The organism is Anaerolinea thermophila UNI-1, from assembly GCF_000199675.1.
GTDB classification, from domain to species: Bacteria; Chloroflexota; Anaerolineae; order Anaerolineales; family Anaerolineaceae; genus Anaerolinea; species Anaerolinea thermophila.
In genome coordinates this window covers 2,688,491-2,715,202 of record NC_014960.1, presented here as the reverse complement: position 1 = coordinate 2,715,202, position 26,712 = coordinate 2,688,491, and the positions used below count along the sequence as shown (strand labels likewise).

Here is a 26,712-nt window from a genome sequence, read left to right as displayed (position 1 = left end):
TCAGTACCGGCAAAGGCTATGGGATTAACGCTGAAACAGGCTGATGCTTTCGATGTGATAGGTTTGTGGGAAAAGGTCGAAAGGCGTTACCTGCACCAGCCGATAGCCGCCGCGAATCAAACGTTTGGTGTCCCGAGCCAGGGTGGCGGGGTCACAGGAAATGTAGATGAGCGTGGGTGCGTTCATGCGCAAGATGGCATCCAGTGCCGCCAGTTCCAGCCCGGCGCGGGGCGGATCCACGACAATCAAGTCAGGATATACCTGTAACGAAGGCAGGATTTGCTCAGCCGTTCCCATGTACAGAGAGACGTTGTCGAACTCATCCAGATTGACGGCAAAATCATCGCAGGCGCTCGGCGCAGATTCGATGCCGATAAGGTTTTGAGTGCGCGGCGCCAGAAAGGCGCTGAACAATCCCACCCCACAGTAGACATCCAGTACCGTTCCTAACCTTTCTGCTGGAAGCAGGGAAAGCACATGCTTGACCATGGCTTCCGCCATGGGAGTATTCACCTGGAAGAACGACCCAGCCGATACGCGGAAGGGACGTCCCAGCACTTCCATGATCACGTGGTCATCACCTGCCAGCACCAGTGACCCTGCCGGTCCCGAATGCACTACAGAGACAGGCAGTTCTTCAACCGAGATTGCCGGTGGAGTATCTTCCAGACTTTCCAGAACCAGCAGAATCTCGCCATCTGCTCCAAGCCGCAGAGAAAGACGTTCCAGGTCCGGAAGGGGTTCGGCTTGAATTTGTTTCCAGAGGTCCAGCAAGGGTTCTTCCGGCAGGTGACATTCCTGAATGCCGATAACTGTGCGGTCATCGGTGGCGCGAAAGCCCAGTTGCCCTTCTGGAGTCAGGTGGAACTGCACTGTGTTGCGGTAATTCCAGGCACGCGGTGAAGGCACCATTAACCCTATGGGTGGATCTGTCAGCCCGCCAATGCGTTGCAGTTGTTCGGTAAGGATGGATTGCTTGACCGTCAACTGCAAATCGTAGTCCATGTGCTGATAATGACAGCCACCGCACTGCGTAAAATGCGGACAACGAGGACGAATGCGGGCAGGGGAGGGTTGCACTACATCCATCAGTGTTGCGCGGGCAAAGCCGCGTTTTTCTTCGGTCAACTGCACCAGAACACGCTCGCCTGCCAGGGCAAAAGGCACAAAAACGGCACGCCCATCAGACAAACGCCCCATGGCTTCGCCGCCATAAGTCATTTGGGTTAAATCGACCAGATGAAATTCGCTCACGGTTTCATTTTACCTGTTTTTGTGAATTGAGTCATAATATAGTCAGGTCAACAATGCAGGTTTCATCGCAGCAGGGCGAGAAAACATCACACATCCCAATCACCCTTTAATCACCCCTTAATGTTCGATTGTTCGGAGCAAAATTGTTATAATTTTGTGAAGAGCAGAACATTCGATAGACCATTGCCAAGGAGCATCCCATGAAAAGCAAGGGCTTGATGAAAGCAGGTTTGCTGTTTTTGGTCTTCGGATTGATAGTGTTGTCCGGCTGGGTGGGTCAGGCGCAGGCGCGGGGATTGGAGCAGGACTCCGATGTGCCCCGCGGTGCCTTGCTCTATGACAACTGGTACGCGGCGTTGGGGGTTCAGCCACCCCAGGGTAACATGCCTGTTTGGGAACGTCAGACCACCAATACTCGCAGTGGCGCCGAAACCTGGCGGTGCGTTTCCTGTCACGGCTGGGACTATCAGGGTAAAGACGGGGCGTATCGTGAAGGCAGTGACCGTTACACCGGCTTTCCCGGTGTATATCCTGCCGTGACGCAGCGCACGGAAGAGGAAATTGTTGCGGTGCTGAGTGGCAAGGTAGACCCTCAGCATGATTTTTCTCCCTATATCCCCGAAGCAGACCTGAAAGCCCTGGCGCATTTCCTGAAAACCTCTCTGGTCAACGATAATGAGTACATTGACCCCAAAACCTTCAAGGTGCTTGGCGGAGACGCTGCCAACGGCAAAGCCCTGTATGAATCGCAGTGCGCCCGCTGTCATGGAGCAGACGGTGCCACCTTGCGTTTCCGTTTCGAGGGACGGGATGCTACTTTAGGAACGCTGGCATTGCTGGATCCCTGGCGTTTCCTTCACAAGACCCGCTTCGGTACCCCGGGAACGGAAATGGTTATCGGCTATGACCTGGGATGGACTGCCCAGCAAGGCAGAGATGTTTTGCTCTACGTTCAAAGTTTACCTTCTGGTCTGGAACCCCAGCAGTCCCCTTCTCTTGGAGAGACTGTGCCAAGCCCGGTGGAACAACCCGGTGGCCCTGCTCGGAATGTCTTCACCGGTGTGCTGACTGCTTTTGGGGCGCTGTTCACCGGCTTGGGGTTCGCGCTGATTCTGGGCGTTTTCCTGATAGGTGTCCTGTTTGTGATTGTCTGGATGATTCGTGGTAAGAAACAGTAAAACCCTGCAAGTTGAACCTGTCGAAGAAAGGAGCCTTGTTTCATGTCCAAACTCATTCCATGGTACTTGCAGCCGTGGTTTCGCATTACCCTGGGCATTGTCGTGTTGATTTTGCTGGGGGGAGCGGTTGGGGGCATTTATCTGACACAGCAATCTCCACCGCAGCCGATTCAATTCCCGCATAACTTCCATGTCGGGGCAGGGATTCCCTGTCTTTACTGCCACCCCGGAGCACAATGGGGAGAAAGTGCGGGATTGCCTTCTTCCAGTTTATGCTGGGGGTGTCATCAGCAGGTTGCCAAGACGAAGACCTCTCCCGAACTGCAAAAACTGGCGCAATATGTGGAGAGGGGAGAGGAAATCCCCTGGGTGCCGGTGTTTATCCAGCCTGATTTTGTCCACTTTAATCACCGCGCGCATGTTGCCGCCGGGGTAGCGTGTGAAACCTGCCATGGCGATATGAAAAAGATGACGGTGGCTCAACCTATTCCCCGCCAGAACATGGGCTGGTGTCTGAATTGTCACAGCAAACAGCCCAAGGAAAAGTGGGCGCGTCTTTCCGACTGTTCGCTTTGCCATTACTAAAACGCTGTGAAAGGACAGGTATGAGTGAGAAACTTACTCGACGGAATTTCCTGAAACTCACCGGGCTGGGGATTGCCGCTACAGCAGTGCTGACCGGATGTGGCCCCGCTTCTCGTTACGTTTTGCGGCGCCCATACACGGATATGCCCGAGTACAGTCAGATTGGTAAAAGCACCTATTACGCCACTACCTGCCGTGAATGTCCTGCCGGGTGTGGAATCATCATGCGCACCTTCGAGGGGCGGGCGATTAAAGCCGAGGGTAACCCGGCGCACCCTGTCAACCGCGGCAAACTCTGCTCGCGCGGGTTGACTGCTGTGCAGGGACTTTACAACCCCGACCGTTACAAGGCTCCGTTGCGCAGAATTAAACGCGGTGAAGCCGCCACCGAAGCCCTCTCGTGGGATCAAGCCATTGAGGTGGTTCGCTCGGCGTTGAATGGGAATCCTCAGCGAGTGGCGTTCTATTTGGGCTTGAATCACGATCACTTGTTTGATTTTGTGACCGAACTTGCCCAAACCAAAGGCATGCCCGCGCCGGTGCGTTTCGGGGCTCTTGGCATGTTCGAAGCCCGTGCTACCCTGGTGGAAGCCACCCGTCAGGTGCTGGGAAAAGCCACCTTCCCATTCTTTGATCTGGCAGGTGCGGATCTGGTTCTCTCATTTGGAGCCAATTTCCTGGAAACCTGGCTTTCGCCCGTGGCATACAGCCGCGCTTTTGGCGATTTCCGCCGCCGAGGCCAACCCTTGAAGAAACGCGGCTATCTGGTTGTGCTGGAACCCCGTCTCTCTCTGACTGCCGGGAGCGCCGATGAGTGGTATTCTATCGTTCCAGGCACCGAAGGCGCAGTTGCCATGGCACTGGGGAAACTGCTTCTGGAAAGCGGTGCGCTCCGTATGCCTGTTGCCGTGGAAGCCGGTTATCGCAGTGTCAATGTGGAAGCAGTGGCTCAAGCCGCCGGAATTTCGCTGGAAAAACTCCAGCATCTGGCTCAATTGATTGCACAGGCAGAACGTCCCCTCTTTCTGCCGGGGGGTGGGGCGCTGGGGCACACCTTTGGCTTGGAAAATGCCCTGCAGATTCTGGCGCTCAATGTAGCCATGGGACGCGTCGGGCAGCCTGGGGGTGTCTTCCTGATTGCTGGGGAAGAAAAGGCCGATTCGTTTGCTTCGGTGCAATCCCTCATCCAGCGCATGCAGGCGGGAGAAGTGGACACCCTGTTCGTTCACGGTGCCAATCCGCTCTTTGAACTTCCCCAATCGTTGGGCTTTGAACAGGCTCTGAGCAAGGTCAAACAGGTGATTTCCTTTGCTACCTTCCCCGATGAGACTTCTCTGTTTGCCGATTACATCTTCCCCGATCACAGTCCGCTGGAAGGGTTCGGATATACCCGCATCCTGACGGGGACTGCCCAGTTTGCTGTTTCGTCGGCACAGCCGGTGGTTGTCCCGCTCTACGATACCCGCGCAACTGTGGATGTGCTGATTGCCGCCTCTGGCTTGCCCTATACCGATGAGGTGGATTTCATTCAGCGCAGCCTTCAACCTGTTTTTGCCCGCAGTGACGCGCCGGAACTGGCAACCTTCTGGGCGCGGTTCCTCCAGCAGGGGGGCTACTGGGAAGAGACTCGACAAACTTCTATGGCTATGGATGCCAGCACGGTTCCGTTAAAAGTGCTTTTGCCCGAAGCCGTAGAGGAAAAGACATTCCACTTGATGGTTTATCCCACTCAGATGGGGGATGGTAGTGGTGCCAATCGTCCCTGGCTGCAGGAAACTCCCGATCCCATGACCACGGTGATGTGGAACACCTGGGTGGAGATTAACCCCAAGACCGCCGAGGAATTGGGTATTCACAACGACGATATTGTCCGCCTTGTTTCGTCTGCCGGGCAAATTGAAGCCGTAGCGTACCTCTATCCTGCCATTCGTCCGGATACGGTGGCAATCCCCTTTGGGCAGGGGCATACTGCGCTGGGGCGCTTTGCCGAAGGACGTGGGGTGAACCCGGTAGTCCTTTTGCAAACCCAGACTAACGCCGCTGGCGATCTGGCAGTAGGGGATACCAGGGTGCGCATCGAACCCACCGGGAAACGGCGTCCGCTGGCTCGTCTGGAGTCCAGGAGCGGAGTTTACGGAGAACATTAGCGGTGTCAGCAAGTCATCAGGAGGAGCAATATGGCTGAAGAAAAACAAACAGGTCGCTGGGGCATGGTGATTGATCTGGATGTGTGCACCGGGTGTAATGCCTGTGTGACCGCCTGTGCCATGGAAAATAACATCCCCTGGGTGGGTGAAGAAGATGCCGGGTATGGTCGCGGGATGCACTGGATCCGTGTGCAGCGGTACTGGGAGGGGGAATATCCTGAAGTTTCTCCCCATTATCAACCTGTCATGTGTCAGCAGTGTGGGCGTGCCCCCTGTGAGCCGGTTTGCCCGGTGTTTGCCACTGTACATAGCGAAGAACAGCAAATCAACCTGCAGGTGTATAACCGTTGTATCGGCACTCGTTACTGTGCGAACAACTGCCCTTATATTGCCCGCAGTTTCAACTGGTTTGATTACAGTCAGCAAATCCCCACGCCGATGAATTACTACCTCAACCCCAATGTGACCGTGCGGCGACGGGGGGTGATGGAAAAGTGCACGTTCTGTGTTCAGCGTATCTACGAAGGACAGGAACGCGCCAAGGCTGAAGGACGAGTCGTGCAGGATGGCGAGATTGTTCCCGCCTGCGCGCAGGCATGTCCCACCGATGCCATCATCTTTGGCGATTTAAGTGATCCGGAGAGCCGGGTGAGCAAAGCCGCACGTAATCAACGCCGTTACACCCTGCTGGAGGAACTGGGCACCGAGCCCAAAGTGACCTATTTGAAGGGAGAGGGAACCTATGGCGGTTGAAGCAAAATCTCTTTCCACTCCGCTTCACGGCATGGATGCTGAGGAAGCCGAACTGCGTGAGCAGTTGATGTTTGACCCTCGTCCCCGCGAGGAACTCAACCGCATGGTCATGGAATCCATGGTGCACACCACCCCGCGCTACTGGGCGGTGGTGGCGTTTCTGGCGGTGGTGGTGCTGGTATGTCTCTTCGGCGCCTGGGGTTACATGATTGCGACGGGGATCGGGCTTGCCGGGGTGCGCAAACCCGTGTACTGGGGCGTGTTCATCGTCACCTTTGTGTTCTGGATTGGTATCAGCCATGCCGGCACGTTTGTCTCCGCCATTTTGCGGGTGTTTAAAGCCGAGTTTCGCCGTCCGTTCACCCGCGCCGCTGAACTGATGACCACCTTCGGGCTGGCGGCAGGGGCACTGTATCCCCTCATTCACCTGGGACGGGTGTGGGTGTTCTACTGGATGATTCCCTATCCCAATGCCCGTTGGCTCTGGCCCAACTTCCGCTCCCCGCTGGTATGGGATTTTCTGGCAATCACCACTTACCTGCTTTCCAGCACCATTTACCTCTACCTGCCGCTCATCCCCGATTTAGCCATGGCGCGTGATCGCACTCAGGGCTGGCGGCATGCGATTTACAAGACGCTGGCGCTGGGCTGGCGCGGTACCGAGGCGGAATGGGCGCGCCTGCGGAAAGCCATTACCATTTTTGCCTTCGCCATCATCCCGGTGATGTTCTCGGTGCATACTATTGTGTCCTGGGACTTCGCCGTTTCTCAGACGGCGGTTTGGAACTCCACCATTTTTGGCCCTTATTTCATTGTAGGCGCTATTCTCTCCGGGGTCTCAGCGGTGGTGACTATTCTGGTCATTTTGCGAGCCACGTTGAAGAACATGGATTACTTTATCCGGATGGAGCATCTGGACGCGCTGGGCAAACTCTTGCTGGTGTTCTCCATGGCTTGGGCGTACTTCTTCTTCAACGATTACCTGGTCTCGTGGTATGGCGGGTACGAAGCCGTGCGGCGGGTTCTCTTCTTCCATTCCAGCGGTCCAGATTCATGGATCTGGTGGTCCATGATTATTTTCAATGTGCTCATTCCGTGGCTCACCTTGTGGAACCGCCGAATTCGCCGTACCCCCTGGGCAATGCTGATCATCACGCTGTTGATTAATGTGGGCATGTACTTCGAGCGTTATACCATCGTCCCCATGACGCTTGCCCATCAACGCTTCCCCTTCGACTGGGGTAACTATGTCCCGCGTATTGAGATTATCATCTCCATCGGTACTCTGGCATTGTTCATCCTGCTGTACATGCTGGCTTCGCGGTTGATTCCCATGGTGCCGGTTTGGGAGGTGCGCGAAGGGCAGGAAGCCCACATGATTCGCCAGATTGGTAAAGCCAAAGTTCCCACTGTGTCGGAACTGGAGTAAGGAGGAAATATGCCGCGAGAAGTTGTTCATCTGGCGTTGTTCAAGGAAGAACAGTTGAACGAAGCCGTGGAAGCCATTCAAGCGTTGCGTGAGATGGGCATCTCTGACCGCAATATTTCGGTCATCTCTGGCGCACCTCTGCAGGAAAGAATGCTGGGACGTCCAATGACCTGGACACGGATACCGTTGATCGGCATCTCTGGCGCAGTAGTGGGATTGCTGACCGCCTTGTTCTTCAACTTTGGCACACCCTTGCTGTATCCCATTCGTGTCGGGGGTATGGCTTTGCAAACCATTCCCACGTCTTTTGTGACCATCTTTGAACTGACCATGCTGGGATTGTTGATCAGCACCTTTCTGGGGGTATTCGTGGAGACGATTTCCCCTTCGTATGGTCCGCAGGGCTATGATGAGCGCATCAGCGATGGGTACATCGGGGTGCTGTTTTCTGCTCCGGCAGAACTGGATGCCAGAATGCATGAAATGCTTACCGGGCTGGGTGCCGAAATCGTTCATCGAGCGGAGGCGAAGAAACTATGGCTGTTCTAAAACGTTTGCTCATCGTTTTGGGGTTGGCGATAACCCCCTTACTGGTGGGGTTGCTGTTCACCTATGACATCATCAAAATTGAGTGGATCAGTTTCATGGAGATCCAGCCTTCGTTTAGAACGCAGGAAGACCCCTTGCCACTGCCAGCCCGCTCTGTTCCGGTACAGGGTGCGGCGTACATTCCTGAATTGGGTGCGCCGACCAATCCCGTACCTGCGGACGAAGCCTCTCTTCAGCGGGGAAAAACCCAGTATGAGATTAACTGTCAGATCTGTCATGGCGCTACAGGGAGAGGGAATGGACCCTTTGCGGTGTTTTTGCAACCCCGCAAGCCGGTGAGTTTGCTGGAAGGCAGACCGGTGACTCTGTCGGATGGGGAACTCTTCATGACGATTACCAATGGGGTGGAGGGAGCCATGCCCTCTCTCATCCAGAACCTGCCTGAACCTCAAATGCGCTGGGACGTGGTGAACTACGTGCGCTCCCTGCAGAAACAAGCCAATCCTTGAGGTGCAAGTCCCCAATCCTGTTACCCCGCTGTGAGAAAATCCGGCGGGGTAACTCTTTTGTGAAAAGTATCACAAATAGGATTGTACAGGTGGAAAAAATCAGATTTGTATATAATAAAAATTAATCTTATGGAGGAGGGAACAATGTATTCCAGAGTCGAAGATATCTTGAAAGAGAAGGGAAATCAGATTTGGTCTGTTTCGCCGGATGATACACTGCTCACTACATTGTTAAAACTGGCGGAGAAAAACGTGGGGGCTTTGCTGGTCATGGATGGGGAACGCATTGCCGGTATTGTCTCTGAGCGTGATATTGTGAGGGAAATTGCCCTTCATCGCGCCTGTGTGCTGGATGCGCCCATCAAAGCCTTTATGACTGAGGATGTCATCACCGTAAATTCGCAGACCACGGTAGATGAATGCATGCAGTTGATGACCCGCGCTCATATCCGTCATCTGCCTGTGGTTGAAGGGGGAAAACTGGTGGGGATTATTTCCATCGGCGATGTGGTCAAGAAGGTTATCGAGGGACAGGCATCGATGATTGACGACCTGGAGGGTTACATCACCGGAGATAAGTTCGGGCGTTAAGCCGGTTTTTGTCCCCAGTGAATGGCAACCGTGCCGAAATTCAACCGCCGAAAGCCGGTTTGAGTCAGTCCTGCCTGCTCAAAGTGTGCTTGTAATTCCTCGGCGCTCAGAAAGGCGTTACTGGTTTCCGGGAGGTAGGTGTAGGCATCGGGTGCCATGGCGATGAATCGTCCCAGCAGGGGGATGATTCGCTGCATGTAAAACCGAATTGCGGGGGAGAACCATTTTTTTTGTGGTCGGGTGGTATCCAGCGCTACAACCCATCCCAAAGGGCGTAGCACCCGAACCTGTTCTTTCAAAGCGGTATCCAGATGGATAACGTTTCTTAAGAGGAAACCGGAGACAACCGCATCAAACGTGTTATCAGGATAGGGGAGGCTTAAGGCGTCAGCCCCGCACCACTGCTGGGGCTGGAGGTAGCGCTGTTTGCCCACTCGCATCATTTCCAGGGTGAAGTCTGCGGCGGTCACCCGACAGGTGGGTTCCTGCCGCAAGGCTTCGCGTGCCAGATCCCCCGTACCCGTTCCCAAATCCAGCAGGCGACTTTGGGGGCGCAAGTGTGCGCGGCGAATGACTTCTTTTCGCCACAGCAAATCCATTCCGCCGGTCATCAGACGGTTCATGAGATCGTACTGCCGGGCAATGCGGGTAAACATGCCGCGGACGGCTTGAGCGCGTTCTGGTCCTTGAAGATGCTGTGCCATTTTTAGCGATTGGGAACCCAAACGAGGATGGTTGTGCCTTTTCCAGGCTCAGAAGAAATTTCGATTTCGCCGCCTGCCTGATGGGCGCGGGTTTGCATGTTTGCCAGCCCATGACCAATCACCTGGCGGGTCTTGCTCACATCAAATCCCATGCCGTCATCGTTGATTTCCAGCAAGGTGCGCTGATTGCTGGTCCACAGGGTGACACTGACATGCCGGGCGTGAGCATGTTTGGCAATATTTGCCAGCGCTTCCTGACAAATGTGGAAGAGTGCCAGGGCTGCCGACTGTGGCAGGTTGATGTTTTCATTAGGGATGGCTTGCAGTTGAATTTCCACCTGCGTATTGGCGCGAAATTCTGCCACCAGACGCCGCAATCCATCCATTAAATTCTCTTCGTGTAGTTTGCGCGGACGCAGGTCGAGGATATAGGCGCGGATGTCGCGGATGGTATTGTTCAGGTCACTGATTGCCTGGTCAATGCGTTGTTTGGCGGCTTCGGGGTCGTCGTTCATAAGCAAGCGGGCGTGTTCCAGCGTGAGCCCAACCGCATAAATGTCCTGAATAATGCCATCATGCAGGTCCATACCGATGCGTTCACGCTCTTCCAGCACAGCCAGACGGCGTTGTTGCAGGCTCAGGTGCGTGTTTTCCAGTGCGGTGCTGAGCCAGAAACTGATGGCGGAGAGGAATTGCATTTCCAGTTCATCAAAAGAGAGGACATGATTGATCCCGGCACAAAGAACGCCCAGCGTTCCTGAGCGTCCCTGTAAAGGAAAACATGCCAGATAGCGAATATCGCTCTCCAGCAACTCCGGAGTAAATGCGTCTCTCTCTTCGATGTTTTGCAGGGAGGTTAAATCAATCAATTGAGGGCTTTGTGCCAGAGCGGTTTTGCCAACGATTCCCTCACCCAGACGAAAAGAGGTGCTTAACCACAGGCGGGGAAGGGTGTTTCCTTGATGAATGCAGAGGTTCAGGTAGGCGCTGTCATCCTCGCGCAGGTAAATTTCTCCTACCTTCAAATCGAGGTATTCCATCAGTTGCTCCAGCGCTTTGTCCAAAATCTGGCGCACGTCGCTGGAGGTTGCCAGCGTGCTTGCCATCTCATTGAGCAGTGCCAGATTTTCGTTACGGCGGGTTAATTCTGCTTCTCGCTGGGTAATTTTTTGCAAGAGGCGTGCATTTGCCAGGGCTGCCCCGGCGTATGCTGCAAGCATTTCGATCACAGCCTGGTCGTCGGCAGTAAATTCAGGGGCATCCATTTTGTCGGTGAGATAGATTTGCCCAAGATTTTGGTCCGCGTGACGAATGGGTACGCCCAAAAAAGAGTCCATGGGAGGATGATGCGGGGGAAAGCCGGCACTGCGCGAATCTTCGGCAATGTGGGCAATGCGAATGCTTTCACTGCCGTGCATCAACGCACCGATGAGCCCGTGTCCCCTGGGAGGGTGCGCCATGCGGGCAATTTCTTCGGGGCTCATCCCCACAGGAATGAAGCGGGCAAGCCTGCCCTCTTCGTCCAGAATGCCTACCGCGGCGTACCGGGCGCCAACCTGTTCACGTGCCAGATGAGCAATGCGTTCAATGAGGGAGTCAATACTGATATCGCTTACCAGTTCGAGACTGGCGCGGTGTAACGCCGCCAGGCGGTCTAAAAGTTGTTCCCGGGTCAGCAGGCTGGTTTCCATACTGGTTACTTTATTTTACCTGATATTGTCCAGATTGTTAATACAGCATTGTTCCGCCTTTCACAAATGGTTGTACAGCGTTAAGACAGGTTAACTCTGGAAACGGACTGAAAGAGTCCGGTATAATCAGACACTGGAGGCTGAAATATGTTCGATCAAATCCGAAAGCGAAAACAGGAAGAAGAAGCCATGCGCGCCGCGGGGCGTTTGCCTCCCGGACAGGCGCTCACTCAGAAATTCCCCGTCCTGCATTATGGACCCGTACCAACGTTTAACCCGGAAACATGGGATTTCCGTGTCTGGGGCGAGGTGGAACAGCCTTTGCGGTTAACCTGGGAAGAATTTAACCAGTTGCCCAAAACGCGGGTAACTATGGATTTGCATTGTGTGACCAAATGGAGCAAGTTCGACACCGTTTGGGAGGGGGTTTCGGTGCGCACGCTGATTGAATTGGGATTAGTGCGTTTGAAGCCGACCGCGCGCTTTGTCATGCAACATGCCGAGTATGGTTTTACCGCCAATTTACCTTTAGAGGTGGTCCTGCAGGAAAATTTCCTGCTTGCCACACACTACGATGGCAAGCCGCTGGATCCGGAGCATGGCTACCCTCTGCGCGGGGTGATTGGTTTCATCCCTGATCGTCCCGATCTCAAGACGCCCTATCTCTGGAAAGGTGCCAAATGGCTGAGAGGTCTGGAGTTCATGGCGCAGGACCGACCGGGCTTCTGGGAGATGGCAGGGTATCACAACGATGCCGATGTGTGGAAAGAAGAGCGCTACGGGTAATCGTTCAGATATGCTTAAAAATTTTCACCGCGCGGTCAACTCCGCGCGGTTTTTCATGGGGACTTTGTTATAATTGCAGTGCCGAAGGTGGGAATCGAACCCACATTCCTTTCGGAACGCGATTTTGAGTCGCGCGCGTCTGCCTGTTCCGCCACTTCGGCTCAATCTGTCAATCTGTATTGAGTATAAACAAATTTTGCAGAAGGGTCAAGGTTCTGATTTTATGAAATTAGGCATCATCGGTTTACCTCAATCGGGAAAAACCACCCTTTTCAATGCCTTAACGCGCGGGAATCAGCCCACTGGAATGGCATCCGGTAAACTGGAAGTCCATACTGCGGTTGTGGATGTCCCTGATCCGCGTGTAGATCGCCTGGCGGCGATGTTCAAGCCCAAGAAGACCATTTACGCCAAAGTGACGTATGCGGATATCGCCGGACTGGAAGGCAGTGCGGCAAAGACGGGCATTTCGGGCGCGTTGCTCAATCAACTGACACAGATGGATGGTTTTATCCAGGTGGTGCGCTGTTTTGAGGATGAAAATGTCCCTCATCCTGCGGGTAGTGTGGATCCCCTGCGTGATCTGGCGAGCATGGAGAGCGAACTGATTCTCAACGATTTAATCTCCGTAGAGCGCAAACTGGAACGCCTGAATGACGAACGCAAAAAGGGCGGTGGGCGCGATAAAGCCACCATCGACCGCGAAATTGCCCTGTTTGAGCGTTTTCACGAGGCACTGGTTGCTGAAAAACCTCTGCGGGATGTGGACATTGACGCCGAGGAAGAAAAGATGCTTTCCAGTTTCGGTTTCCTCAGCCGCAAACCCATGCTGGTGGTCCTCAATGTTTCTGAAGGACAACAACCTCCTGCAATTGACTATCCCCATCGTCACAGCAAGGTGGTGGCGTTACAGTGCCGTCTGGAGATGGAAATTGCTCAGTTGCCGCCGGAAGAAGCCGCGGCATTTCTGCAGGAATACGGCATTGATGAACCCAGTTTGAACAAGATGATTCGCCTGTCCTACGACCTGTTGGGTTTGCAGTCTTTCTTCACAGTTGGACCGGATGAGTGTCGGGCGTGGACGGTGCGCAAAGGGGCTACGGCTCCCGAAGCGGCGGGCGTCATTCACAGCGATTTGCAGAAGGGCTTCATCCGAGCGGAGGTGATGACTTATGATGACCTCATAGCGCTGGGTGGGGTGAATGAGGTCAAATCCCATGGCAAACTGCGCCTGGAAGGAAAAGAGTATATCGTTCAGGATGGCGATATTTTGAACATCCGCTTCAATATTTAGGGAAGGAGGAAGGGGGACTGGGCTTCCCTGGTCTCCCTTTTGTTTTAAGTATGGGCGCATACGAGGCTGTGATTGGTCTGGAAATTCATGCGGAACTACTGACCCGTTCCAAAATGTTCTGTTCCTGTCCGGTGGTGGATTCGACAAAAGCAAAGCCCAACGAGGCGGTTTGTCCCATCTGTGCCGGGATGCCGGGAACACTGCCGGTGATTAACCGTCAGGCGGTGGAACTTGCTCTGCGGGTTGCTCTGGCGCTGGGGTGTCAGATCAATCTGGTCAGTATCTTTGCCCGCAAGAACTACTTTTATCCAGATTTACCCAAAGGGTATCAGATTTCGCAGTACGAACAGCCTTTGGCGGTGAATGGCATTCTGCCCATTGAAACAGAAGCCGGCTGGCGCGAGATTCGCATCCGCCGGGTGCATTTGGAAGAAGATACCGGTAAACTGAGTCATTTCAGCAACGATGGGGAGGTGTATTCTCTGGTAGATTTGAACCGCGCCGGGGTGCCGTTGTTGGAGATTGTCTCCGAGCCGGATTTGCACACCGCTCAGGAAGTGCGCGCTTATGCTCAGGCACTGCGCACCCTGTTGCGTACCCTGCAAGCCAGTTCCGGGGATATGGAGAAAGGCGCTTTGCGCATTGAGCCGAATATCTCCGTTCGCCCTGCGGGCAGTTCGGTGCTGGGTACACGGGTGGAGATAAAAAATCTCAACAGTTTTCGTTCCCTCGAACGTGCTGTAGCGCATCAAATTGAAATACAGAGTGCCAAACTTGCCCGCGGTGAAGCCGTAGAACAGGAGACGGTGGGCTGGGACGAGATACAGGAAATCACCTTCTCTCAGCGCAGTAAAGAAGAAGCCCATGACTATCGCTATTTCCCCGAGCCGGATTTACCCCCGCTGGTGCTTGCTCCCGAGTGGATTGAATCGGTTCGGGCGGCTTTGCCGGAACTGCCCTGGGAGCGCCAGCGCCGTTATGTGGAAGCACTGGGGTTGTCTTCGGCGGAAGCCCGTCTGCTTGTAAGTGATTCTGCCCTGGCAGATTTCTTCGACCGCACGGTGCAGGCTTTGCGGAAAGCCTCTGCCCGTATGGCGGCAACCTGGGTGACGGGCGAACTGCTGGGCTGGATGAACGAGCAGGGGCAGAGCCTGGAAAATCTGCGCATTTCTCCCGAAATGCTCGCCGATTTGCTGGATCGTGCCATGGATGGGCAGATCAACCTGAACACGGCAAAAAGCGTCCTGCAGGAAATGGGCGCTTCGGGTAAAACAGCGGCAGAAGTCATTGCCGAGCAGGGTTTGGAGCAGGTTTCGGATATCACCTGGATTGCCGGAGTGGTGGCTCAGGTCTTGCAGGAAAACCCCGCCGAACTGGAGAAATACCGTGCCGGCAAACAAACCCTTTTCAACTGGTTTTACGGGCAGGTGATGCGCCTGATGCAGGGCAAAGCCAATCCTCAACTGGTGCGTGAGGAACTCAACCGTCAATTAGAGGGAAAAAACGGGGGAGCGGCTTAGATTTCGTTCAGCAAGTCATCCAGGCTTCGGTAGAGGGTCAAGCCATGGGCATCTGCCCAGCCTTCAAAGCCAGCCCACAAGGCATCGGCTTCTTCGAAAACGGTTTGAGGGTCGGTAAGGTTGCCTTCCATGATGCGTTGAATGAAAGGATCAAATCCTTTTGGGCGGTCGGGAAGGCTCAGGGCTTCTTTATACAGAATGGCACTGCCGGTATACAGATGACGATGCCACAGTCCGACGATGCACACGGCGAAGCGCGCCGCATAAAAAGCATAGGTAGCCACGCTTTGGGTGTTTCCTGAAGAGCGGGCGTTGCGCAGTTTTCCAATGATTTCGTACAAATCACCGATGAGGGCTTCTTCCAGCACCGGACGGATTTCATCCTCGTCGTGGTTAAAAACCCGCTCGCGGGCTTGAGAAAACCAGCCGGAATCTCCCAGAACGGGCAGGATATTCGCATAGGCTCCATGCGTGATGGGCCAGTCGCTTTCCAATTCAGATGCCTGTTCCAGAAAGGTCTGCGGGCTGTACAGGTTCACTTCGGCTTTCCAGGGCCCTTCGGACCATTCCAGGGTATGGTCGCCTTCCATGTTCTCAATCAGTACATGCATTTCAATATCCGAAAACGGACCATCGCTCTGCCTCGCCAGTGAACCATAAAGCCCTATGGCAAGCGTACGTTTGCCAAAATGGCGCTGGATTCTTTGGGCAATGTCCTGCGCTCGCGTTATGCGGATTTCATGGGAAAATGGTTGGGGCCCGCCCATCTCTGAAGTCATCCTTTCGCTGATTTTGACCTATAATCAGAAATGTAACTCCATTATATCGGAGGTTTGTCATGGAATACCGCATGCTGGGCAGGACGGGGGTGATGGTTTCTCCCCTGTGTCTGGGGGCGATGAATTTTGGCGGTCCCACCGGTGAGGAAGAGTCCATCCGCATCATTCACCGTGCACTGGATGCCGGCATCAACTTTATTGATACTGCCAATGTGTATAATGCCGGAATGTCGGAAATGATTGTGGGCAAAGCGCTCAAAGAGAGCGGAAGACGCGACTCGGTGGTGCTGGCGACCAAAGTCTACGGAAAAATGGGCGAAGGTCCAAACGAGAGCGGGGTCTCTCGTTTGCATATTCTCAAAGCCTGTGAGGACTCCCTGCGACGTTTGCAAACCGACCACATTGACCTGTACCAACTGCACCGTCCCGGGTTGAACGTGCCGGTGGATGAAACTCTGCGTGCCTTTGATGATCTGGTGCGCTCCGGCAAGGTGCGCTACATTGGCTGTTCCACTCATCCCGCCTGGATGGTAATGGAAGCCCTGGCGGTGAGCGAGAAGTACGGGCTGGTGCGCTACATCAGCGAACAGCCGCCGTATAACCTGCTGGATCGGCGCATTGAGAACGAACTGGTGCCGCTGGCGCAAAAATATGGGCTTGCGCTGTTGCCGTGGTCACCCCTGGCAGGCGGGATTTTATCCGGGCGTTATGCCAGTGGGGAGATTCCCAGCGACTCCCGCGCCGAGCGCATGGGCAACATGTTCCGCGAGCGCATTACCCGCCGCGGTGTGGAAGTGGCTCAAAAGGTGGCGCAGATGGCGCAGGAACGCGGCATGACGCCCTCGCAACTGGCTTTGCTTTGGTGCAAGGATCAGCCCGGCATTACCTCGCCGATTTTTGGTCCGCGCACGCTGGAGCATCTGGAAGAGTTGCTCCCTGTGCTGGAGATGCGTCTCAACGACGAGGACCGCCCGTTATTTGATGCTTTGGTGCATCCCGGAAACGCCGTGGCAGATTTCCACAACAGCAACGACTGGATGAAAGCCCGAATCACGGATTGAGCCTATGAGTTTACTTCCTTTGGGTTTGCTTTCCATGGTGGAAGACAGCCTGGCATGGGATGGGCTGACCGTGCAGGTGCGCAGTGAACCGCGTCTGCGAGCGACCATTCATCGCCTGGTGGAGGTTTCCTCGCTGGAAAAAGGGGAACGCGCCGCCTGGGCGCGCTTTCTGGTGCGGGGAGCATCTCAGTCGCTGGGGATTCTGCCTGCTTCCATTGATGGGCTATACCGGGCGCGTGCTCGCGGGGATGTCCCTGCGACCTGGACCACGCCAGCCTTCAATCTGCGCGTGTTGCCGTTCGAGGCGGCGCGGGCAGTCTTCCGCGCGGCTCGCAAGTTGGACGCGGGGGCGTTCATCTTTGAAATTGCCCGGGTGGAACTGGACTGGACGGGGCAGAGCCTGGCGGAGTATGCTACGGCGGTGCTGGCGGCGGCAATTGCTGAAGGCTACCGCGGGGCGGTTTTCCTGCAGGGTGATCACTTTCAAGCCTCGGCGAAGCGTGCGCGCTGGGAGGAGAAAACCGCCCTTGAGGCGCTCATCCGCGAAGCCGTGCTGGCAGGGTTCTTCAACCTCGATCTGGATGCTTCCACGCTGGTGGATCTCAGCCATGACCGGGTATTGGATCAGCAGTTCGATAACGCCATTCTCACCGCCAGTCTGGTGGCGTTTGCCCGTTCGTTCCAGCCGGAGGGGATTTCTTTCTCCTTGGGTGGGGAAATTGGCGAGGTAGGCGGTCATGTGACAACCGAAGAAGAACTGCACGCTTTCATGCACCTTTTCCGGCGCGGACTGCATGCCCTGGCGGGCGATTTGGCTGGCTTGAGCAAGGTGAGCATCCATACCGGTTCGGCACACGGCGGAATTGTCCTGCCCGATGGCTCTTTTGCGCCAGTGAATATTGCCTTTGATGCCATTCAGCGTCTTGGTGAGGTTGCGCGGCAATCTTATGGTATGGGTGGAGTGGTTCAGCATGGTGCATCTACCCTGCCGCTGGAATACTTCCCTGCTTTTGTGCGCTACGGCACGCTGGAGGTGCATCTGGCAACAGCGTTCATGAACACATTTTTCGAGCATTTGCCTGAAGAATACCTCAAGGCCGTCCAGGCGTGGCTGGATGCGCGTTATCAGCACGAGCGCCGTGCGGAGCAGAGCGATGCTCAGTTCTATGCTGGGGTGCGCATGCACGCCCTGGCGCCTTTCAAAGAGACGTTTTTGCGTCTGCCGGAGGAAATCCGCCAGGCGGTGATGCAGGATTGGGAAACCCAGTTTGTGGACCTGATGGAGCGTCTGGGTTGTGCCGGCACACGGGCGCTGGTGGAACGGTGGGTGAATCCCCGTCCAGTGCCGTTCTATCTGGAAGATTACTGGCTTGAAGCCTCAAAACCTGCCGGAGAGAGCGATCTTTCGGGGTAGGAGGCAGAAGACGGTGTGATAGAATCTTTTCATAGTAGAGTGACGGGATGCGTTTACCCTCGATCCTTTATCCGGTTGAGCAAGCGTTTCGGTATCTTTATGGCGCTCTTCCCTTCTCGTGGAGGGCAGGGGCGCAGTACCGTCGCCTGCGCCGTTTCCTTTCTGAAGCCCAGTGGTGGGATGCTGAACGTATTCGAGAATGGCAAACAGAGCGGTTAGGATGGATGATCCGGTATGCCTATGAAAATGTACCGGGATATCGACATCTTTACGAAAAAGCCGGCATTACCCCCGCAGATTTCGGAACTTTAGAGGATTTACCTGCATTCCCTTTGCTAGAAAAATCCTTTGTTCAAACAGATATAAGGGCATTTACCTCACGCTCTGTTTCGCCGCGAAATTTAACATACCTTACTACAGGTGGCTCCACAGGTGTGCCCGTAGGTTTTTACCATACCAGAGTGAATCGATGGATGGAAGATGCCTTCATGCATGCCGGTTGGGAATGGGGCGGTTGGATTCCGGATCAAAAAACACTCACGCTTCGGGGATGGTTTCAAGGGACTCCGAAAAGATTTTTCTGGTATAACCCGCTTCGACGAGAATTGCATCTTTCCACTTACTACTTGACTGTTGAAACGTATCCTCAATATTTTCAAATCGCCAAACAGTTTGCTCCCTTATTTATTCAAGCCTATCCATCTGCAATGACTTTTTTTTCTCGCTTGATTCTGGAGCGCGGGGATGCAGGTGTTCTTCAACCACGGGTAATCTTTTTGGCATCGGAAACTATCTATCCATGGCAAAGAGAACTCATTGCCCGGGCTTTTCCAACCGCTCGCATTTTTGCTCACTATGGACACACCGAACAGGCGGGTCTCGGACATTGGTGTGAATATATCGACCAGTACCACTTCTGGCCCTTTTATGGTTATCTTGAGTTGCTTGACTCGCAAGGAAACCCTGTTCCTTTGGGGCAAGTGGGTGAGATTGTCGTTACATCTTTCTGGAATTATGGCACACCGTGGATACGTTATCGTACCGGGGATTTAGGAATTTTGGCAGGGAATTTTTGTTCTGCGTGTGGCAGGAATTTCCCTATTTTGTCGAATGTTCAGGGGAGGATTCAGGAGTTCCTGATCAGTCAGTATGGGAGGTTAGTTTCGTTTACGGCTCTGAATGTGCATAATGATTTGTTTGATCATGTTTGGCAGTTTCAGTTTTATCAGGATACTCCCGGAAAGGTGACTTTAAAATTGCTTCCCCGATCTGAGTTTTCTAAGAATGATTTAAATCGTATCCAACAAGAAATGAGTTCCAAGTTGGGAGAAGATTTTTCTCTAGAGACGGTTTGTGTGGAGCAAATTCCGCTGACCCCAAGAGGAAAATTTAAGGTGATTGAACAGAAGTGTTCTCTTGATTGGATAAAGGAAACAATAGAATGAGTGTTTCTTATCGGGTTGCTATTTGGAAAGGTGAGGCACGCTATCCGACTCTCTCGCCTTTTCATCCCTCTATAACCTATCCAGAGTATCGGGGGCACGATCTCTCTCAGGAAGAAAATCCGGCTTATGAAGGAGTGCGGGAGAGTTTCCGTTTATTGGGAATGGATGCCGGGCGTTTTAATACCCCCGAGTGGAACCCTTTAGGAGAAATTATTCATCCCGGCGATCGTGTGTTGATTAAGCCTAACTTCGTGCTCAGCCATCATGCTGATGGAGGAAATCTTTTTTCGATTGTCACTCATTCCTCTGTTATCCGGGCAGTTCTGGATTACGTGGTTTTGGCTCTGAAAGGGGAAGGCAGTGTTGTCATTTCCGATGCTCCCCAAATGGATTGTGATTTTTCGACTCTAAGCGAGCAGATGGGGTTGTCTATTCTGCAGGATTGGTTCTGGCATGCGTACAAAATGCCACTGGAGATAGTTGATTTGCGCAGTTTTTGGCAAAAGGAAATGCGTGATGGGGTTGCTTATTCTCATTTGCGCATGCCTCTTCCGGGCGATCCATTGGGGGAACAATGGGTCAATTTGGGAAAGCGCAGTGCTTTTTACGGGGTGACCGATTCTTCCCGCTTTTACGGAGCAGATTATGATCGGAACGAGGTGATTCGTCATCATCATGGGGAGGTTCAGGAATATGCACTCTCCAGGACCGTTCTCTCTGCAGATGTGGTCATTTCCATACCCAAATTGAAGGTGCATAAAAAAGTAGGGGTGACTCTCAATGCCAAAGGATTGGTCGGAATATGCACCAATAAAAATACGTTGGTTCATTATCAGGTCGGTTTTCCCGAGCAGGGCGGAGATCAATTCCCGCCAGACTTTTTGTCTCCTATGGAGAAATTATCGATTCGCGCACAACGATGGCTGTTTGATCATCTCCTGGCTCGCCAAAATCCTTTGTTCAACCGTGTGTATGGGTTGTTGCGTTCCGTATACCGGAAAACTTTGCGCCCGGTGGTGACAGGGGAAAGCGAAGCCAAGAAAAGGATTTTTGATGGTGGAAACTGGTATGGCAATGACAGTGCCTGGCGTATGACGGCAGACCTGACTCAGATGTTTTATCATGTAGATGCCCATGGAAACTGGTGCGACTTGCCACCACGGCGAATGTTTTCCATTGTGGATGGAATTATCGGTGGTGATCGGGAAGGACCATTGACTCCGCGAGCCCGTCCTGCGGGAGTGTTGATTGCTGGGGAGGATCTTCTGGCAGTGGATTGGGTGGCTACCCGCTTGATGGGGTTAAACCCGCAACGACTCCGGTGGATAGAGTGGTTGCAAACACATGGCTTTGCTGATCATTTCTCTGAGATTTCCCTCATTACTGAAGTACCAGAGTGGTTGGATTTGCTGAGTAAGCCTGGCAGATATCTGGAGTTTGAACCTCATCCAGGCTGGAAAAATTACCTGGAACTGGATGACTCAGGGACATGAAACGCTCGCCCAGTATTTTTCTTCGCCGCCTGGCACTCGTCTCAGTGGGAGACTTAATCGCAAAAGGGTTTACTGCTCTCACGGTGATTTTGCTGATTCGTTCATTGACAGAAGCCGATTATGCTTTTTATGTTTCAGCAGAAGCGGTAGCGTTTCTCCTCACGGAAGTTATTTCCAATGGGTTGAATATTGCGCTGGTACGTACTCTTTCCTTCCAACATAGCCGACATGGAGCAATCGATCTGCGTCTGCCGGTTCGTCTTTTCCTTTTTGAAGCCGCGGGAATCACTCTGATTGGTGTGGTGGCTGTAACTTTTCCCCAGCCTTTGGCAGTTTTGCTTTTGGGAAAAACCGAGGCTGTCCCTGCCGTGCAGTGGGGAGTTTTTTATGCACTGGCGCTTGTTTCGTTTCAATTGGGACGCGCCATGTTTCAAGCAGTGGAGAATTTCCGGGGGTTCACTTTTTTACTTTTGCTGAGACAGGGCGGGATTTTCTTCTTGATTCTGGTGAATATCTGGTTGGGTTGCCTGACGGCGCCTTTATTGATTGGAATACTCATAGGGGTAAATATTTTATCGGCTCTTTTCGGGTGGGTCAAAATTCAAGCCATGGGTGGAGCATCTGCAACCGATTCGGCATGGTTCTGGTCATTCTTACGCCAAGCCGCCTGGCTAATCGGGTATTTTGTGCTTCTGGCGGTGATTGCCCGCCTGGATGTGCTGTCTGTGAGTCGCTTTGCCTCTACCCTGGCGTTGGCAGAATATGGCACGGCGGCTCGGTATTATTCCATGGGGTTGTTGTTTTTGGGCTCTGTACATGCAGTGCTTCTTCCTCGCTTTGCGCGGGCTGAAATGCAGGTGCCGGATGTTCAAAGGCGATTTATAAGGCAATGGTTTCTGGCTACCTCTTGGGTGATACTTCCGATTGTCCTCTTTGATATTTGGGGAAAGCCCTTGTTTGTCTGGCTCAATGGGGGGAAGTATGCTGAGGCTTTCTCTATTTGGATTATTTTCTCTGTTGGAATCTGGTTCAGTCTGATGTTCAGTCCGCTGGTCAATATCCTTATCGGGCAACAGCGTTACCGTACACTGTTTTTTCTTTCCTGTATTTCTCTTGTCATAGCACTGATAGGATATAACCTTGTGGTTCCGCGGTGGGGAGGAATGGGCGCGGCGGGGGTGGCAGTGCTCTCTCAATTTGTGATCAACTTCGGTGCGTTTACAGGGTTGGTATGGAGCAAGCGATAAATCTTTTGATTAGAAAAGCGCGCCGTTTTGTTCAACGTAGCATGGATCACCAGGGATATTTCACTGGCTGGAACGCAGACTTTGAAAAGGTGGTTGTGCGCGGCAAAGACAGGGAAGAATTCCTTTCCCGCGTTCGAGAGCAATTCTGGCAGCGTTTTTTCTTTACACCAGAAGAAAGACAAATGCGGCTTTCATTAAATGCTCATCAACAGGAATCTATTCTTCAGAATGCTGACCAGATTCTTCGGCACGAAATTGCTCTCTTTACAGAGACCCCTGTTGCACTGGGAGCACGTATTCCATGGCATACCGACTACCTTTCAGGCTATACGTGGGATTCTAAAGTGCCTTTTTATCGTTGCTTACCAGCACCATACCCCGGCGGTTATGATATTAAAGTGCCCTGGGAACTCAGTCGTTTTCAGTTTGGGGTTTGGTTGGGAATGGCATATGCCTTTTCTGGACAGGAACAATATGCTCTGGAGTGGGTAAGGTTAATTGAGGATTGGATTGCTTGCAACCCGACAGGCATGGGGGTCAACTGGGCATGTACTATGGATGTGGCTATTCGGGTAGTCAACTGGCTGTGGGCATACGCTTTTCTTGCCGATTCCCCCCTTCTCTCCCCTTCATTTCACTTTTCTTTCATTCGGTCCTTATGGGAACACGGCAGATTTATTGAGCGCCATTTGGAAAATACCATGCGGGTTCCCTCCAACCATTACCTGGCAAATCTGGTTGGGTTGGGATATTTAGGGACTCTCATGCCACTTTTCCCTGAAGCCCTTCGCTGGCGGGAGTGGTCGTGGGGGGAGTTTCAACGTGAATTCCTTCGTCAGGTGTACGAGGATGGGGTAAGTTTTGAAGCCTCTACTTCATACCATCGTTTGGTGATGGAAATGGCTCTTTCTCTGACTGCTCTGATGAAGCACAATCGAGTACCGGCTCAACATGCATTCTTACAGCGTTTGGAAAAGATGCTCGAGGCGTTGATGTACTTGTGCCAGCCGAATGGAACTTTCCCTCTGATAGGGGATCATGATAACGGGCGATTGCATCGTTTGAAGATGTACAATCCCCCTGAAAAAGAGTGGTCGGATGGACGTCACTTGCTGGCAGTGGGAGCAGTGCTTTTCCAGCGCTCCGATTTTGCCGGCGCCGCAGGCAGAGAATGGGAAGATGCCCTGTGGATGCTTGGCAATGATGCTGTTTCTTTCATGAGAACTGCTTTACAGGAAGGGGACTTTCTCAACGGGGTGAGGGTTTTTCCAAAAGGGGGCTGGTGGGTATCTCATCATCCAAAAGGTGTGTTGACCATTGAATGGGGAGATGTAGGACATGCCGGTCGAGGGGCGCATGCGCATAATGATTCGCTCAGTTTTACTTTTTCTTCTTCGGGGGTGAACTGGATTGTAGACGGCGGAACGCTCTCGTACACAGGGGACTACCATTCGTATCATCTCAGTCGTTCCACTGCTATGCACAACCTTGCGCGGGTAGTGGGTGCTGAACAAAACTGTCATGACGAGAGAATTCCCTTCCGTATAATTCAGAGCGGCAGAATAACCGATTTTTCCTGGCGCGAAGAAGGGGATCTTTTTGAGGCACAGGGATATTTTCTGCACTGGGATCAAGTGCATGCGCTGGAACGCCGCTGGTTGTTTGATGGCCAGAGCGGGATTCTGCTGATTGCTGACCATGTCTATCCCTCCTCCAAGCCGGGGGAACTGTTTTTACATCTGAACTGGGGGGTGAATGAGGTAACGGAAGCGCAGGGTATTTTCCTGTGTCAATCTGGAGAACACCGGTTGATGATTCAGCCCCTCTCTGCCCATTCCTCATGGTGGGTAGAAATGGGAAAAATGGCTATCGGCTATCGAATCATTCGTCCTTCCCGAATCATTCGGGCGCTTTTTAACAATGGATGGGTAGTTTATGCCATTGGAGAAGCACAACAAGAACAGGATTGGCGGGCTCGTCTTCAAAGCACGCTTTACAGAGGGAGAAACATATGGGAGAGGATTCTTCTAGATACCGGGTGCTTGTCCTGACTCGTTTCTTTCCGCCATATGGCACGGCAGGTGGCTCTATTCGGATTGTGAAGTGGATGCGTTATTTAGCCCCTGAAGGATGGCATTTTACTGTACTGACTCAGGATCCGCAAAAACCCATTAACCGTTCGCCTGATTCCTGCGAGAACTTGCTGGGAGAGATTCCAGCCGGCACAGAGGTTGTTCGTGTGCCTGCACCTTTCACGCTTGCTGACCCGGTTGGACTGGGGTGGCGTGGGTTGCTGGCTTCAACGCTTTGGGGCATGCGAACGCTTTGGGTGGCTTTGAAAAAAGCCCCCAAGGTTGATTTAATCCTCGCCGTGGCTTTGCCTTTTACCACGGCCTGGATGGGCGCCTTGCTGAGCCGCTTGAAGGGGAAACCTCTGGTATTGGACTTGAAAGATGATTTCGTGGGCAATCCTATCCAGAAGTTTAAATCACCAATGCGTCGATTTCTGGAAAAAGAAGCAGAGGTGTGGGTTTTCCGGACTTGTCGTGCTGTAAGTGTGGTCACGCCCGAAAGCCTGGAGGTGTACCGCCGCCGCTATCCACAATTTGCAGAATGTATCCACTATATTCCCAATGGAAGCGATTTGGAAGAAATCCAGCAAATGAAAGATGTTCCCCAGCCTCCCATAGACGACCACGTCTTTTTGATCTTAAGCACCGCCGGACGATATGAGAGCGGATATCGAGATGCTGGCCCGTTTCTGCAATCGCTGGCTCTTTTTTTGAATAAGATGCCAGAGGCGCACCCCCATGTTCAAGCGGTTTTTCTTGGGAATGCTTTGGGCAAAGAGTACCAGCCCTTACTTGAACAGCACAACTTATCTGGGGTGGTAAAGAACTTTCCTGCAGTTTCTCGCCGGGAATTGGTCGGCTGGCTCAGGCGTGCGAATCTGTATTTCCTTGCTCAACCATTGGGAAATACTACTGCCATTGCTGGAACGCTTTATGAATACTGGGCGGCAGGACAGGCACCTATCCTGTTGTTTGCCGAGCCGGGTTCTGCCCAGCGTCTTGTGGATGAACGAAAGTTGGGAAGATGCTTTGGCTTTCATCAGATACAGGATGCTTCCGATTTTATGTTACAGATGTATGAAGTTTTTCAACGGGGTGAGCGTGTGCGGATTCCTCAGGAAGGTTTGGAACAGTACGATCGCCGAAAACTGGCTGGAGAATTTGGCGCATTGCTGGACAAGGTAATACAGGTTTCTCAACGGAGAGCGGTATGAATGCCCCCGAATCGCTTTCCTCCTTCAATCTGTTGGGAGTACGGGTCAGCGTGCTCAATATGCCCCTTGCCCTTCATACCCTGGAAAGATGGATTGAGCACGGCGAACGCCAGTACGTTTGTGTTGCTAATGTCCATACTGTGACCGAATCAACCCGTCATCCTGATTTGCGCCGGGCAATGAACCATGCGGGTATGGTGACACCGGACGGCATGCCGTTGGTTTGGATGGGGCTCTGGTGGGGGCATTCCTCCATAGCCCGCGTTTATGGCCCTGAATTGTTGAGACAAGCCTGCCGCTTTGGAGTTCCTCGCGGATGGCGGCATTACTTCTACGGCGGTGCTCCAGGCGTGGCTGAACGTTTGGTTGAGCGCTTGTCCAGAGAGAATCCCGGCTTACAGGTAGCGGGCGTGGAATCCCCCCCCTTCCGCCCCCTTACAGAGAGGGAAGAGGAAGAACTGGTGGAGCGTGTGCAAGTTGCTGCACCTCATTTGTTTTGGGTAGGTTTGGGGGCACCTAAGCAGGAACTCTGGATGGCAGAGCATGCAGGAAAATTGCCCGTTCCAGTGATGCTGGGTGTGGGTGCGGCTTTTGATTTCCTTGCCGGGCTGAAGCCTCAGGCACCTGCCTGGATGCAGCGTGCAGGCCTGGAATGGCTTTTCCGTCTGATGAGCGAACCCAAACGCCTCTGGAGGCGGTATCTGGTAAACAATCCGCGCTTCATCTGGCTGGCACTGTCGCAGATGCTGGGATGGTGGCGTCCGCCTGATGGAGACTAAGGAAAGTCTTCCCTGATTTCACAAAGCCCGGTGATTCATCTATTGAATGCCGGGCTTGATATTTCGTCTTTTTCTTGGCTTTGCGATTCTCTCTGCTTCCCTTGGGATAACTTTTCCCCGAACCTCTCAAAGGCTCTTAATCCCCTTCCGGGGCTTCTTAGATTCTGACTGCTGGGCGGTGAGCCGCAAACGCCTCACCCTGCGGATGGGAGTCTTAA

At 53.2% G+C, this 26,712-nt stretch carries 23 protein-coding genes and 1 tRNA gene; 19 read left to right on the top strand and 5 right to left on the bottom strand.

The features are described from left to right. Positions 1 to 24: 24 nt before the first annotated feature. Positions 25 to 1,254 carry a class I SAM-dependent RNA methyltransferase gene (locus tag ANT_RS12365; protein ID WP_013560863.1) on the bottom strand — a complete coding sequence of 410 codons (1,230 nt, stop codon included), beginning with the start codon at positions 1,252 to 1,254 and terminating at the stop codon, positions 25 to 27. 200 nt (positions 1,255 to 1,454) lie between these two features. On the opposite strand from ANT_RS12365, the gene ANT_RS12360 reads away from it, so the two are divergent. From ANT_RS12360 to ANT_RS12325, 8 genes are all read left to right on the top strand, one after another. Then, positions 1,455 to 2,432: a c-type cytochrome gene (locus tag ANT_RS12360; RefSeq protein ID WP_013560862.1), complete on the top strand. Its 978-nt coding sequence runs from the start codon at positions 1,455 to 1,457 to the stop codon at positions 2,430 to 2,432. 42 nt (positions 2,433 to 2,474) lie between these two features. After that, complete coding sequence (locus ANT_RS12355; RefSeq protein WP_013560861.1) at positions 2,475 to 3,017, top strand: cytochrome c3 family protein; 543 nt, start codon at positions 2,475 to 2,477, stop codon at positions 3,015 to 3,017. Between the two features lie 20 nt (positions 3,018 to 3,037). Beyond that, positions 3,038 to 5,164 (top strand): molybdopterin-containing oxidoreductase family protein, encoded by a 2,127-nt coding sequence (locus ANT_RS12350; RefSeq protein WP_013560860.1) that lies wholly within the window; start codon positions 3,038 to 3,040, stop codon positions 5,162 to 5,164. 30 nt (positions 5,165 to 5,194) lie between these two features. Then, on the top strand, positions 5,195 to 5,917 hold the full coding sequence (locus ANT_RS12345; protein ID WP_013560859.1) for a 4Fe-4S dicluster domain-containing protein: 723 nt from the start codon (positions 5,195 to 5,197) through the stop codon (positions 5,915 to 5,917). After that, entirely contained in the window at positions 5,907 to 7,346 is a 1,440-nt protein-coding gene (gene nrfD, locus ANT_RS12340; protein ID WP_013560858.1) for an NrfD/PsrC family molybdoenzyme membrane anchor subunit, read from the top strand. Before ANT_RS12345 ends, nrfD begins: the two co-directional genes overlap by 11 nt. A 9-nt stretch (positions 7,347 to 7,355) precedes the next feature. Next, positions 7,356 to 7,895, top strand: a complete 540-nt coding sequence (locus tag ANT_RS16595) for a DUF3341 domain-containing protein (protein WP_013560857.1) — start codon at positions 7,356 to 7,358, stop codon at positions 7,893 to 7,895. Next, positions 7,883 to 8,404, top strand: a complete 522-nt coding sequence (locus ANT_RS16590; protein WP_013560856.1) for a c-type cytochrome — start codon at positions 7,883 to 7,885, stop codon at positions 8,402 to 8,404. The genes ANT_RS16595 and ANT_RS16590 overlap by 13 nt, the downstream gene beginning before the upstream one ends. Before the next feature lie 144 nt (positions 8,405 to 8,548). Next, positions 8,549 to 8,995 (top strand): CBS domain-containing protein, encoded by a 447-nt coding sequence (locus tag ANT_RS12325; protein WP_013560855.1) that lies wholly within the window; start codon positions 8,549 to 8,551, stop codon positions 8,993 to 8,995. Here the strand turns inward: ANT_RS12325 and ANT_RS12320 are convergent. Both ANT_RS12320 and ANT_RS12315 read right to left on the bottom strand, forming a co-directional pair. Next, positions 8,992 to 9,699, bottom strand: a complete 708-nt coding sequence (locus ANT_RS12320; protein ID WP_013560854.1) for a ubiquinone/menaquinone biosynthesis methyltransferase — start codon at positions 9,697 to 9,699, stop codon at positions 8,992 to 8,994. The genes ANT_RS12325 and ANT_RS12320 overlap by 4 nt on opposite strands. Positions 9,700 to 9,701: 2 nt before the next feature. Then, positions 9,702 to 11,390 (bottom strand): sensor histidine kinase, encoded by a 1,689-nt coding sequence (locus ANT_RS12315; RefSeq protein ID WP_013560853.1) that lies wholly within the window; start codon positions 11,388 to 11,390, stop codon positions 9,702 to 9,704. Positions 11,391 to 11,537: 147 nt separating this feature from the next. Here ANT_RS12315 and ANT_RS12310 point away from each other — a divergent pair, with 147 nt between their 5' ends. After that, positions 11,538 to 12,176, top strand: coding sequence for a sulfite oxidase-like oxidoreductase (locus tag ANT_RS12310; RefSeq protein ID WP_013560852.1), 639 nt, complete (start codon positions 11,538 to 11,540; stop codon positions 12,174 to 12,176). Positions 12,177 to 12,255: 79 nt separating this feature from the next. Here the strand turns inward: ANT_RS12310 and ANT_RS12305 are convergent. Then, positions 12,256 to 12,337: transfer RNA gene (locus tag ANT_RS12305), tRNA-Leu, on the bottom strand. A 62-nt stretch (positions 12,338 to 12,399) separates the two neighbouring features. Between ANT_RS12305 and ychF the strand changes: the two genes are divergently transcribed. Both ychF and gatB read left to right on the top strand, forming a co-directional pair. Continuing rightward, complete coding sequence (gene ychF, locus ANT_RS12300) at positions 12,400 to 13,470, top strand: redox-regulated ATPase YchF (protein ID WP_013560851.1); 1,071 nt, start codon at positions 12,400 to 12,402, stop codon at positions 13,468 to 13,470. 50 nt (positions 13,471 to 13,520) lie between these two features. Beyond that, positions 13,521 to 14,990: an Asp-tRNA(Asn)/Glu-tRNA(Gln) amidotransferase subunit GatB gene (gatB, locus tag ANT_RS12295; RefSeq protein ID WP_013560850.1), complete on the top strand. Its 1,470-nt coding sequence runs from the start codon at positions 13,521 to 13,523 to the stop codon at positions 14,988 to 14,990. On the opposite strand, the gene ANT_RS12290 is transcribed toward gatB, so the two are convergent. Continuing rightward, entirely contained in the window at positions 14,987 to 15,757 is a 771-nt protein-coding gene (locus ANT_RS12290) for a kanamycin nucleotidyltransferase C-terminal domain-containing protein (protein WP_013560849.1), read from the bottom strand. The genes gatB and ANT_RS12290 overlap by 4 nt on opposite strands. A gap of 71 nt (positions 15,758 to 15,828) precedes the next feature. On the opposite strand from ANT_RS12290, the gene ANT_RS12285 reads away from it, so the two are divergent. From ANT_RS12285 to ANT_RS12250, 8 genes are read left to right on the top strand one after another with little or no spacing between them, the layout of a single operon-like run. Then, positions 15,829 to 16,830 carry an aldo/keto reductase gene (locus ANT_RS12285; protein ID WP_013560848.1) on the top strand — a complete coding sequence of 334 codons (1,002 nt, stop codon included), beginning with the start codon at positions 15,829 to 15,831 and terminating at the stop codon, positions 16,828 to 16,830. A 4-nt stretch (positions 16,831 to 16,834) separates the two neighbouring features. Continuing rightward, the gene (locus ANT_RS12280) at positions 16,835 to 18,244 is read left to right on the top strand and encodes a class II fructose-bisphosphate aldolase (protein WP_013560847.1); all 1,410 of its coding nucleotides are present in this window, start codon (positions 16,835 to 16,837) and stop codon (positions 18,242 to 18,244) included. A gap of 47 nt (positions 18,245 to 18,291) precedes the next feature. Next, positions 18,292 to 19,689, top strand: coding sequence for a phenylacetate--CoA ligase family protein (locus ANT_RS12275; RefSeq protein WP_013560846.1), 1,398 nt, complete (start codon positions 18,292 to 18,294; stop codon positions 19,687 to 19,689). Beyond that, positions 19,686 to 21,182, top strand: a complete 1,497-nt coding sequence (locus ANT_RS12270) for a DUF362 domain-containing protein (RefSeq protein WP_013560845.1) — start codon at positions 19,686 to 19,688, stop codon at positions 21,180 to 21,182. Before ANT_RS12275 ends, ANT_RS12270 begins: the two co-directional genes overlap by 4 nt. Next, the gene (locus tag ANT_RS12265; protein WP_013560844.1) at positions 21,179 to 22,429 is read left to right on the top strand and encodes a lipopolysaccharide biosynthesis protein; all 1,251 of its coding nucleotides are present in this window, start codon (positions 21,179 to 21,181) and stop codon (positions 22,427 to 22,429) included. The genes ANT_RS12270 and ANT_RS12265 overlap by 4 nt, the downstream gene beginning before the upstream one ends. Beyond that, entirely contained in the window at positions 22,414 to 24,480 is a 2,067-nt protein-coding gene (locus ANT_RS16585) for a heparinase II/III family protein (protein WP_049784904.1), read from the top strand. Before ANT_RS12265 ends, ANT_RS16585 begins: the two co-directional genes overlap by 16 nt. Beyond that, positions 24,441 to 25,715, top strand: a complete 1,275-nt coding sequence (locus ANT_RS12255) for a glycosyltransferase (protein ID WP_013560842.1) — start codon at positions 24,441 to 24,443, stop codon at positions 25,713 to 25,715. Before ANT_RS16585 ends, ANT_RS12255 begins: the two co-directional genes overlap by 40 nt. After that, a complete protein-coding gene (locus ANT_RS12250) occupies positions 25,712 to 26,494 on the top strand; it encodes a WecB/TagA/CpsF family glycosyltransferase (protein WP_013560841.1) in 783 nt (260 codons plus the stop codon). The genes ANT_RS12255 and ANT_RS12250 overlap by 4 nt, the downstream gene beginning before the upstream one ends. The last annotated feature ends 218 nt before the right edge of the window (positions 26,495 to 26,712 follow it).